Below are 11,911 nucleotides of genomic sequence, written 5' to 3'. Positions count from 1 at the left end.
ATTGCGACTGTCGTACCGGAACGTGGTGAGCGCAGGCACGCTTTGGGTGTTGTCGGTTTTGGTGAGCATGTTGCCGTTGGCATCGTAGGTGTAGTCGATGCTGTTATTATCTGGATCCAGATTATCGGTAATGCTGGTTAGACGGTTGTTCCCATCGTACGCAGACGTGCGGTCTTTGATGGTGGTGGTGACACCGCCAACGGTTTGCTTCTCGACCTCGGTGACGCGATTGTAGTTAAAGTCGAAGGTGTAATCCGCAGTGTGTACATCGCCGGTTTCCTGATCGGTGATGACGTAGCCGGTCATGCGGTCCGCATTGTCGTACTCGTAGGAGGTGGTCTGAATCTTACGTTCCGCAAACCCGTTCTGCGTCTCGGTTTGCAGCACGCGGTTGCTGTTCAGATCATAGTCGTAATCAAAGCGTGAGATCAGCTCAACGGTGTTGCCCGACACACGTTCGTTAATGGCCGACACGGTGCGATCTGCCGCATCGTAATCGTAGCGCGTGATGGTGCCATTCGGGTATTCGACCTGCGCTTGCTTGCTGTCTGCCGTGTAAGTGTAGGTGCTGGTGCCGTTCTCAGTGGTCGCAGTGCGCAGGCGATTACGGTTGTCGTAGGTGTAGCTGGTGCTGCCACCGACGGAGGTGACTTGGGTGCGGTTGCCGTTGTCGCTTGTATCACTATAATTTGGCTAATTTATTCGGATAGGAGAACTGTTGTCGTGTTCATTACTTTGGAGCAGTTTGTGGGAAGCTTAATAAAGAGATTGAACAAAGCAACTCTATGTCAGAAACGGGGTCTGACCTAAAGTGTTTACGATATCGAAGATGATCTGGACACTCTTCAAGTTTTCGCTTTCCTCCATGAAAAATCTCACATCGTAGCCTATAAATTAAAGAAAATTTTTCTTCCCATTGGTCGCCGCTGTCTAATGACCTCACTCCTTCCAAGATGCTACTCTCAACTCGACCTTTCACACCAAAAAGAGCATCTAGTGCTAAGAAATAATAGATAAAGGCTTTGTCACCCGACTCATTTAAAGCAAGATTGATATGACTTGCTCCCAAGTACTTTCTCTCTTTTTGATTCTCAGAAAGCTTGGCTGTATTTGTATACCAATCAACTATTGAGCGTGCTATTTGCTCTGAAAGCGTAAACTCTCCCGAATCTAATTCAGGTATGAGCGGCTCTATAACAGATCCGCTCGAACATTCATTGGATTGGCCTAGATTAGCAAATTGAATTAGTACTCCATCATCAGTGGTTTGAGTCGTATGTAACGACGATGTTCGTACTCTGACCTGTGAATACATGACAGCAACGAATTGCCTGATCACTCGATCGCAACTCTCCACGACAGAGTCAAATGTACCTTCAGTATTTATCAACAGATACGATCCAGAATTATCCTCTGCCAGAGCTCTAATCGTATGACTGAAGACACTAACCTCCTCCTTAAAATTTTGAGGTGCAATTCCAGCCTCTTGCAGCTTGGAAATAGCCAAGTTGTCGCCATGACTGACCAGATAGATATTATTTTCTGGTAGGCAAATTAAGGGTGATGTAACGCCTGGCAGAAAATATACAGCTGTTACTTTCTGTAAACTCCTATTCAGAATTGACTGAGCTTCATCAAGAATGCGCATCGCCAACAGAGTATGTTTACCGCTACGTGCGGCGTTAAACAAGGTTTTTGGCCTTGGCGGAACATAATAATCAATAAATAAATCCTGATCTAAGCAAACTAGTTGCAACGCCTCTTCAATCGATCGAATGATTTCGTTCTCAACACGAAAAACGCTGTCAGAATAGTTTTCGTTTAAAAACCAAGCCAATCTCTGGATTGCATCAAGATATTCATGCCCGAACCACCAAGTGAGTCGGCAGCTTGTGAACCCAAATACCCCGGGGCGTCCAGCATCAAAATCACAATAACCTACAGAGTGTCTTGGCTCCGAAAGATAGACGCACTTTAATACCGATAGAATTAAACCGTGTGCTTTTGCATCGCTCAAACTATATACCTGAATCTAAAGTACCGGAGTATCGAGTTGATTGGGCGGATAATATCTAGAAATGGAAAAACTTGATCGATATTCCGCACCTGCGTGGCAGGCGCCTGCTTAAAAAGCATCTCTTTTAGGGCTAGAGGGTCACTATATTGCGAAGGCTTCAATCAACTCACTCACGGTTGTTGCCTCATCAATCCTTGCTTTTAAATAGTCTAGGTCTAATGCTTGCCACACGCTGAAATTGCGCTCAAAGTCTTTCTTGATGAGGTTCTTTAAATCACTTAGCTCTACTGAACCTTGCTCCTCGATTTTCCATGAAATTGCGTACTGCTTGAGCGAAATCAAACCGAGAATTACAGGCCAAATACCTAATTTAGGTTCGAACTTGGGGTCGTACAAGTTATATCGAACTCCGATAGAATCCACGACAAAGTATTCTTCCATATTTGAAAGGCTTTTCAAGCTATGAGGTGTACAGCTAAATAGATCAAGCTCATTAAAATAAATTGTCATTGAGCAGTTCGGACTACCAAAACGAAATACGGGAAACTCGAACATTTCTTAGGCATAGTGAGCGAGATATTCGGTGAAGGATTGCCATTTTAATTTATCTGGCTTGCCATTTAATTCATCCAATAATAATTCGACTGCCCCCGACCTACTACTTTCCTCACAATGTAGAAAAAAATGCCCCCCTCCGCCATAAGCTCCAACTATTACCGTATTTGCAGGCCTCGGTGTAAAAAATGTTGGAACCTCACCGTTCCTATCATATAAAGTAAAAAATAGCATTGAGTAATATTCATCATAGTCTGGATCACAGCCTAAACCAAGAATATCTGGACCATCAGAAGCAAGGTAACCGTACTTCATAAGAAAATACTTATAATCAGCTGGAAATGTCACACTCAGCTTCTTCTCAACAGATTTCAACTCCAACTCATCTACGCCCTTGCCAACCTCTACTGTTGAATACTTGTGTTTCAAGTCATCAATAATTTTATCTATTTGCTTCATTGGCAATTTCTCCGATCCGAGTTCGCAGTCAAAACGCGAGATCAGCTCAACGGAGTTCCCCACCACACGTTCGTTAATAGCCGACACGGTGCGATCCGCTGCATCGTAATCGCGTGCCATTCGGGCTTGCGACCTGCGCTTGTTTGCTGTGGAAATTCTAGGTTTATTGTGTTTAGATATGTGAATACATCCTCAAGCACGAAGCGTTCTAATGAGCATCTATTTTGACTTTAGCAAATTCAAGTGCCCACATTGTTCAAACTACATAGATGTTAGTTCACAACAGGACTTCGCGACACGATTCTCGAAGCGCAATCCCATTACCTGTCCAAATTGTAAGAAGTCGAGCACATGGGCTAAAATCCCTCACCGCATAGCTAATTATTCTCTTTGGGCCGCTTTTCTATCCTTCCCGTTGGCATTCTTCGGGTTATATTCATTTCAGGTAGGAATACTTGTCCTATCTGGCTGCCTATTGACTAGTTGCATTGGGATTGCCTTACAAAGGTTGATCCCGCTATAAAAATCTACGTGATTTCTAATTAGCCAAACGAAGACGCATTATTAAGAGCACAACGATCATATATAAGCGTTTCTCGCTCCTTGTGAGTCACATGATTAAAGTAGGTTTTCAACTTCTCTGATATATGCTCCTAAATAATTCAGAAACTGATCATCATCCTCCAGCATGAATGAGGGTCCTTCATCGAGACCACAACGTATCTCAATTAAAGACTTTGTCTCACTATCTTGAGCTTTTCAATTTAATCAAAATCGCAAATGAGCTGCTCTACAGACATTGCATGCGGACCAACATTTATTGCTAACTCTACTCGATCAAGAAATAACAAAGATTTGAGACCGCCCCAAAAATGAAAATCGTCAAGCGGCCATTCAACTCCTAATTTATCACTCCCCGTCACCCTCCTTACCCTCTTAAGTAGTTCACTCAAGTATATACTTCCCATATTGGCAATTCTTTCAATACTGCAACGTCATTCTGTCTCCCCGACCTCGAGAAAATTGATATTCTCACATTTATACCGAGTCAGTACTTCTTTCGCCATATCCGTACATAGTATCCAATTAGGAAACTCCCTTACTCTAAACAATGAGTTCGCACCAAGCTCTTCCTTGTCGACAAAAAGCCCCTTATCTTTTTCTCTCGGTTTTCTGGTGTAAATAATTTCATTTGAGCGTGAGCAGTATTTCGCATCAACACACTCTACTCCTTCAAGAATCAAACTCCCTTCTGAGCTTGATATCGTTGACTTTTGTAAATCGGCATTACATGAATGTGAAACCCATAGCTCACAAAAGCTCTCTTCAACCAGATCGAGGCTCCTCACCAAATCATTGCTCGATTTAGAATTCAAAAACTCAACCTTTGAAAAACCAATTCCTTCAATTTGGTCCACCAACTTTTTACCAACATTTGTTTTAGAAAATAAGTCCCGGCCGAGACCGCACAGATATATATCGCTTAGCTCAGCAATAACCAAATTATCTTTGATTCCATTTTCTATCCACTCGAGTATGAGAGGCGCAACTCGTACATCAGGAGAAAATTCATTCGTTTTACTTGAACACCAGGCACCGTGACTAAGTGCCGTGATACCGATGATGTCGACTTTCTGAAATAACCTCCAAATCTTCATGGTCCCCCAGCAACAAGTGCTCCGAGCAGTATAGTTTTATCGATTATAGTTAAGTATATCGATTCGACCCTTATCAATCATTTCAAAGAACTTTGACCAACCTTCTTTTTGAATAAACTCAGCCTCACTGCTTAGTGTTGGTATTAGCTCTACAAAAACCGTAGTTTCATCATTCTCAAAGAAAGAGAACTCCTCTGGAAAAAAGGCTGGATAACTACACAGCAGGCTAGTCAAATTAGTCCCTTCTTCGGGGAATAGAGCACCTTTGGGGCCTAAAACCTGGCCACGAGAAACAGCTTTGTGTTGACCGAGCATTATCTTTGCCACTGAGAAGATCACTTTTTCAATTCCAAAATCTGCATATGCATTGTCAACTGTAAGCAAAATCTCTTGCCTGATACTCTTACCACTCCGTTGTTGTAATAAATGGCCACTTAATCCAATAGAAATAAATGTAGTCAAACCATCATCGGGAACATTATCGAATCTGGCAACACTAACTTTCAAAGAACTCTCTTTATATAGACTGTCTGGCTCTTCGCCGCAGAAAGTATCAATATGATGACGTAAGAATTCGCTATGCGGCTTGCTCATAAATAAACCTATAATTGATTGTCTCTTCTATTACATGATACACAACGCAGAATTGTATTATTTAAATCATTGTAGGCGTCTCTATATTCACTCGGCGTAGCACCCCTCATATGGAGTCCTCGCCTTATCGTTTCCCATTTAATTACATGTTCAACGTCCCACCCGTCAGGAGTATTTCTTAGCTCACCTAGATGTGGATTTCCAAAGACATCTCCGCCACAGTCTGGACATGCTTTTGAGTTCGGTTTGCTTCCATAGGATGCATTATCCCATGAATTAGTCACTGTAGTTTTTCGAGTATAAGGCCGCCGCTTAGAATATAGACCACTCTTGGACACTACTACTTTTGTGGCATTTGACTGGTAAACTCCCCCACCAGCTCTACGCCAACGAACGTTACCATCCACCTTATTTCTTATCAACAAGTTTCCAGCTGTTGACCTTCGAGTGGCATGTCCTACCCCGCTGTCTCTATACCCGCTGTTCTCGCGCGCCTTCTTGCTTGCGGCAATATTCGCTTTGACACGAGCCGTCATAGACGGTGCTTTGACTGGATGGCTGTACGGCATTCCAGCTTCCGCGTCAGCGGTTGCTCCTAAACTATTACCTCGTTGCTGCTTGGGTCCAGATTTACTTTCGCTTGTGACCTTCTGAGACAAACGCATGCTCACGCCATGCGTGGCGATTCCCACGGTTGCAGAAATGGCTACCTGTTTTGCATCGAAATTCTCTTGCCCCAGCCGTCCATCTGTCGCCTGATATGTCAATACTTGACCAGCTTGGACTGTTGCGTCATCGATTGCGGAACCAGTTCCAGCACCGGCAAGCTTGGCTGTAACACCTCCACCTAGCTTCGATGCCACACGACTGCCTACACCACCGCCAGCAATAGCCGCCACTGTGGTTGTTCCCATGTCGGCCAAAGTAGAACCATGGAATTCTGATTCGCTGATAATTCCACGATCATACTTATGACGCCGATCATCCTGCCTCTTCAAGAATCCTAGCGACGCGAAGTTCCAAACTTCATAAGCGGTCGACTTAGCGGCATATTTGACGGCATCCATAAAACCAGTCTTACCAGCTGCTATATCCCGGTCGACTGATGCATCGTCAATACCCATTATCTCCCGATTAGTCGCATGCCCGTCTGGATCAAAGTTAGCCGTCGGATTCCCATACGCATACAAATACCGGTGCAGGCTCGGTGGTGTATTGCTTTCGCCGAGGTAGGTGTCTTCGTTGATGAAGCGCGCGGTGTCGGGGTCGTAGTAACGTGCCCCAAAATAAATTAGGCCGGTGTTTTCGTCGTGTTCCTGGCCGGTGAAGACTTGGCGGTTGGGGCTGCTGCCCTCTTGCGCGGTGATGTGGCCCCACACGTCGGTGCGGTAGCTCGCTTGAATCTCGCCCGCCACGTTGGTGAGGTTGGCGGTGGTGCGCAGTGCGCTGTAGTGATAATAGTGTTCGTCGGTGGCGGTGTTGAGGCTCAGCAGGCGGTCGCTGTAGCGGTAGTGCGCGAGCAGTGTGTTGGTGCCGAGTGTGCGCTCTTCCAGAATGGATTTGCCATCGTACAGGTATTCGATGTCGCCACGTTCACTGTCGAGGTGGCGTACACGCATGCCGAGCGCGTTGTAGTCGTAGAGGCCGCGTGATTCCTCGTTCTCTGGTGGCCCACGAATGACTTGGGTGAGCTGATTGCGACTGTCATACCGGAACGTGGTCAGCGCAGGCACGCTCTGGGTGTTGTCGGTTTTGGTGAGCGTGTTGCCGTTGGCATCGTAGGTGTAGTCGATGCTGTTGTTGTCGGGGTCTGAGCTGTCTAGGGCTAAGTTGTCGGTAATGCTGGTTAGACGGTTGTTTCCATCGTAGGCAGACGTGCGGTCTTTGATGGTGGTGGTGACACCGCCAACGGTTTGCTTTTCGACCTCGGTGACGCGGTTGTAGTTAAAGTCGAAAGTGTAATCCGCGGTGTGTACATCGCCGGTTTCCTGATCGGTGATGACGTAGCCGGTCATGCGGTCCGCGTTGTCGTACTCGTAGGAGGTGGTCTGAATCTTACGTTCCGCAAAGCCATTTTGAGTCTCGGTCTGCAGCACGCGGTTGCTGTTCAGGTCATAGTCGTAATCAAAGCGTGAGATCAGCTCAACGGTGTTGCCCACCACACGTTCGTTGATTGCCGACACGGTGCGATCCGCCGCATCGTAATCGTAGCGCGTGATGGTGCCATTGGGGTATTCGACCTGCGCTTGCTTGCTGTCTGCCGTGTAAGTGTAGGTGCTGGTGCCGTTCTCAGTGGTCGCGGTGCGCAGGCGATTACGGTTGTCATAAGTGTAGCTGGTGCTGCCACCGACGGAGGTGACTTGGGTGCGGTTACCGTTGTCGTCATACTGGTAGCTGATGAGGTGCCCGCGTTGTGTGTCCTGCGTTAGGCGATCGAGCAAATCGAAGGTGCGCACAGACACGTCAGTAACGCCGCCACCAGAGCCATTCTTATGATGGGTGTCCTTTTATATTCTTTACTCTAGGCTGAGGCATCTATATCTACGACCGTATCGTGTCATGCGAGGCCTTCGCTCGTCTTGAATCTGAAAATTGCTGCCTAATACCCCAACCCAGCAATTAAGTGCTACAAAGCAGCATGATCAATCTCGCGCGCAAAGTTGGGACTGGCGGCATGTTTTGAAGTCATTCTTACGATGGGTGTCGTTTTATACTTTTCTCCTTCTCTTTTTTAATCCTTCTATAACTGCTTGGGCGAGCGGTTTATATGCTTGAGCAAATGGTTTGTCACAATACTCAATATACTCTGATGACACCTTATCAAATTCACCCCAATTCGATTCCAATGCATATGCGCTCAAAAGAACCAAGGTTCTAGTATGCCGATCTGAAGTTATCCACAATTTGGGATCTGCCTGTTCAAAAGAAGCAACTAAATTTTCCACGGAATAAAATTCTTCAAAAAATGGAAGCACATCGTCGTTAATCGCTTTTGCATATATAGTCGCAACCTCTTCCAGTCTATTCTCATCCACATGAAAGCTCTGAGTTAATGCCTTATCAGAGAAAAGAGAGTCACAATTTAAAGCCAGTGTCGGATTAGTCTTTCTATCCTTTGCGCTCAAAAACGGATGAAAATGTGCGTATTGATCTTCTAAAACGTTAAGGCGGACATGTGCATGCATAGCGAGCTTAAACCTATTAGGCTCAGAAGTTGGCAGTAAATCTATTGCAATCACTTGAGTTCCATCCTTCAGCTTTTTGACGAGAGCAAATCTAGATTTAACATATTTAAAGCCATCGTCGAGCAATGAATCTAACGACTGCCCAAGTTTATGAACCATGTCTTCCATCTGATCACCTGTTTAAATTTGAAGCGTTAACCTCGTAGGTCTTTATACCACCAGTTGGCGTCCCAGTTGAAATACCAGCAGCTCTTGCTCTTCGCCCCGAAAATGTAGTAGCAGAAGCAGGATCAGCTATAAGGGAGTCTTTAGCAAGTTGACTGGGGTCTTTCGGGGGTCTTTCGGAGGTCTTTCGGGGACACCCATCATTACCATCTTGCCATAAACCCGCTTCCCTGACAGAATAAAGTCATTCAAGGATGAATAAACAAGGATGGTTATGACCTTACCAAGAAGCACTCTTGTGTCGCTGGCCGATACACCGTATTACCACTGCGTAGCGCGTTGCGTTCGGCGCGCTTATCTATGTGGTGTCGATCGATACTCAGGCATTAGCTATGAACATCGGCGTCAATGGCTCGAAGATAAGTTGCATGACACCGCGGACGCGTTCGCTATTAAAATGTGTGCCTACGCGGTGATGAGTAATCACTATCATGTGGTATTATGAGTCCAACCCGAGTTGTCCGAGGCGTGGTCGGACCGTGAGGTGATCCGTCGCTGGCATTCATTGTTCTCGGGTAATATGCTCTCGCAACGCTTTATGAACGGGGATGCGCTAGAGCCAGTGCTTTATCAACGTTTGTTGGAAGACGTCGAAACGTGGCGCTCTAGGCTGTGCGATATCTCGTGGTATATGCGCATCGTGAATGAATTCATTGCGCGTGAGGCGAACAAAGAAGACAGCTGCACCGGCCGGTTTTGGGAGGGGCGATTCAAAAGCCAGGCGTTACTGGATGAGCGCGCGTTGTTGTCGTGCATGGCGTACGTTGATCTCAACCCGATTCGCGCCAAGATGGCGAAAACGCCTGAAACATCGAATCACACCAGTATCAAAGCCAGAATTGATTCACTCAATACCCAGACTAACAGCCAAAGGAATCTAGAAGACTTCACCGGCATCAGCGTCGATACAAACGGACTGCCATTCAAGTTAGCCGACTACATCGAACTTATCGACTGGACGGGCCGAATTATGAGACAAGATAAACGTGGCGCTATTGCCGCGGAGCTGCCGTCTATCCTAGAGCGACTCGGTCTGAGTACTGATGCCTGACAAGTGCTCACGACTGAATTTGAGACCCAGTTCCAGCATTGGGTCGGTTCAGAGCACATCGTCAGGCAGGTATGTTCCGACAAACACTATCAACGAATCCCGTCTACGGTTAATCATCGCCAGCTGCTAGGCTGAGGCATCTACAAATAATCGACCGGATCGCGTCATGCGAGGCCTTCGTTCGTCTTGAAACTGGAATGTGTTGCCTAAAACCCCATCCCTGCTACTTAGGCGTGAATTTTAAACAAAACAAAGCGATCAATCTCGCGCGCAAAATTGGGACTGGCGGCATGTTTTCAAGTCATTCTTATGATGGGTGATTCTTATGATGGGTGTCCTTTTTGTGTGTTTTATTCTTATGATGGGTGTCCTTTTTGTGTGTTTTTGTGTGTGTTTGTGTGTGTGTTCATATATGTCCTTTTATACTTTTTGGGGTTAAGATTTAGGATAGCTGACTTTCAACAATCTCAACTCGTGTTGCCCAAGCTTTTGAGATTGACCCGACACTACTTAACAAATCCATCGCTCCCTTACTATCTCCGAGAAAGCTCCTGACGATTGCTAAGTAAACTTTTTCTATTGGCAACAAATTTGTATCCAAAGATGAATAAAAGTCATTGATTTTTTCGTAGCTTAGTAGACTTTCAACAAAAGGAATACAATTATTCTCTAGTACCGTTGAGATTTGAATACCCAACTCATCAAGGTTTGTATCTTCTGAGCAGGTCCACCAATGATCTGTGGAATCCATTGAAAATCCACCAAACAATTGGCCAACTCTAAACCTCGGAAAACACGCATCTTCTTTAATGAAATTGGGAGGATCTTTCCGCCAGCAAACCCGCCAAATAGCCGGAGAATATACCCCTAAGTTAATTGTGAAACTCTCTTCTTTCTTGTCACTGTAACTACTTAACTGAAAATCGATAACCCGGACGTAAGTGTCTTCGGTTTTATTCCAAGTCATCTCTTTTTTTCTATAACCATGCTGCCTTAAGAGCGGGGCAACATGGGTTTTAATTAAATCATTCAGCATACTTCAACGTCTATGGATCATAATAAATAACACGACCGTTTTTACCTGTTGCTTCTTTATATTTTTTTATTTGTCCCTCACCTTGCCGTCTTCCAGTCGGTGTATTCGGTTTCAACTCGACTGGTCGACCACTCGGTGTTAAGGCATCAGGTCTTAATATTTCGCCGTTCGGTCCGGTGATAGTTTTTTCTGACTTCCACCCTGGTTTTTGTTTAACTTTTTCTGCAAATTCTTTATGAGCCTCTCTACCTCTAGTAGCCGCGGCTTTTACTTTGGGGTTATTCATCCCCTTTCCAGTACTACTATGAATTTGCGGATCACGATAGTTTACTTTGGGCTTATAAAAACCTCCACCATTATCCCCAGTGTTTCCTCTTCTAAAATTTTTATACTGATCAGGACTAACCTTTTCGTCTGAGGACATTCCTTTCTTTCGCTTGTACGCTTTAAAGCCGTCAGCACGTTTTCTCAAGTCTGGATCGATTCCCTTATCATCTCTATTTGCCGACTTTCTCTTTTCCTCAACCCTGTTCGTGCCCTTACTAGGCCCGGCATCCTTCGCTTTCGTCAGCGACTCTTGGCTTTTCGCGTCTTGTTTCTTGGCGTCGACGGTTTCTCGAGATTTCTTCTGACTTCCTCGCGTGTTTACGGTTGGTTTTGGCGTGTAGCTTGTTGCAGCGTCTTCGACATTATCCGCTTTGTTGGCCTTTCTAGCTTTATCGGCTTGTTTCTTACGCGTGTTGACGGTTTTGACCGCATCAGCGACGTCGGCTGCGCGTTTTACGTTTTTAGCCTTGCCGTATGTGTTGCCGGTCACGAGGTTCCCGGCAAAGTTCGTCAGGAAGCCCTTACCGACGCTTTCTGCCGAGGTCGTTGACTCTTGTCCTGTTGCGGCGTTAATCGTTTCGTCAATTGCCACATCGACCGCTGTATCTACGGCCGAGTTAGCTGCGGTTGCAGCGACATAGGCAATGACGGCAAACCAGACGATGTGGCCGTCAGGGTCGATATACACCGTCGGATTCCCATACGCATACAAATACCGATGCAGGCTTGGCGGTGTGTTGCTTTCGCCGAGGTAGGTATCTTCGTTGATGAAGCGCGCGGTGTCGGGGTCGTAGTAGCGTGCCC

Annotated in this window: 9 protein-coding genes and 2 pseudogenes; 1 reads left to right on the top strand and 10 read right to left on the bottom strand. The window is 45.8% G+C overall.

What is annotated here, in order from left to right:
• The 8 genes and pseudogenes from IE055_RS18165 to IE055_RS17660 all read right to left on the bottom strand — a co-directional run.
• Positions 1 to 474, bottom strand: a pseudogene (locus IE055_RS18165) (hypothetical protein); the annotation flags it as partial.
• Positions 475 to 730: 256 nt separating this feature from the next.
• Positions 731 to 2,017 (bottom strand): hypothetical protein, encoded by a 1,287-nt coding sequence (locus IE055_RS17690; protein WP_189403026.1) that lies wholly within the window; start codon positions 2,015 to 2,017, stop codon positions 731 to 733.
• 141 nt (positions 2,018 to 2,158) lie between these two features.
• Entirely contained in the window at positions 2,159 to 2,527 is a 369-nt protein-coding gene (locus IE055_RS17685) for a hypothetical protein (protein WP_189403025.1), read from the bottom strand.
• Between the two features lie 48 nt (positions 2,528 to 2,575).
• On the bottom strand, positions 2,576 to 3,151 hold the full coding sequence (locus tag IE055_RS17680; RefSeq protein WP_189403024.1) for an SMI1/KNR4 family protein: 576 nt from the start codon (positions 3,149 to 3,151) through the stop codon (positions 2,576 to 2,578).
• Positions 3,152 to 4,026: 875 nt separating this feature from the next.
• Complete coding sequence (locus tag IE055_RS17675; protein WP_189403023.1) at positions 4,027 to 4,689, bottom strand: hypothetical protein; 663 nt, start codon at positions 4,687 to 4,689, stop codon at positions 4,027 to 4,029.
• 36 nt (positions 4,690 to 4,725) lie between these two features.
• A complete protein-coding gene (locus IE055_RS17670; protein ID WP_189403022.1) occupies positions 4,726 to 5,283 on the bottom strand; it encodes a suppressor of fused domain protein in 558 nt (185 codons plus the stop codon).
• Between the two features lie 8 nt (positions 5,284 to 5,291).
• Positions 5,292 to 7,745 (bottom strand): RHS repeat-associated core domain-containing protein, encoded by a 2,454-nt coding sequence (locus IE055_RS17665; RefSeq protein ID WP_189403021.1) that lies wholly within the window; start codon positions 7,743 to 7,745, stop codon positions 5,292 to 5,294.
• A 246-nt stretch (positions 7,746 to 7,991) separates the two neighbouring features.
• Positions 7,992 to 8,636: a hypothetical protein gene (locus IE055_RS17660; protein ID WP_189403020.1), complete on the bottom strand. Its 645-nt coding sequence runs from the start codon at positions 8,634 to 8,636 to the stop codon at positions 7,992 to 7,994.
• Between the two features lie 271 nt (positions 8,637 to 8,907).
• Here IE055_RS17660 and IE055_RS18140 point away from each other — a divergent pair.
• Positions 8,908 to 9,879, top strand: a pseudogene (locus IE055_RS18140) (transposase).
• 307 nt (positions 9,880 to 10,186) lie between these two features.
• Here the strand turns inward: IE055_RS18140 and IE055_RS17650 are convergent.
• Both IE055_RS17650 and IE055_RS17645 read right to left on the bottom strand, forming a co-directional pair.
• The gene (locus tag IE055_RS17650; protein ID WP_189403019.1) at positions 10,187 to 10,780 is read right to left on the bottom strand and encodes a DUF4304 domain-containing protein; all 594 of its coding nucleotides are present in this window, start codon (positions 10,778 to 10,780) and stop codon (positions 10,187 to 10,189) included.
• 10 nt (positions 10,781 to 10,790) lie between these two features.
• Positions 10,791 to 11,911: RHS repeat-associated core domain-containing protein (locus tag IE055_RS17645; protein ID WP_229794358.1), on the bottom strand; the 1,121-nt coding region annotated here is incomplete at its 5' end.

This window comes from Arenicella chitinivorans (genome assembly GCF_014651515.1).
GTDB lineage: Bacteria > Pseudomonadota > Gammaproteobacteria > Arenicellales > Arenicellaceae > Arenicella > Arenicella chitinivorans.
The sequence above is the reverse complement of the archived record's forward strand: the minus strand, read 5'-3'. Positions and strand labels throughout refer to the sequence as shown.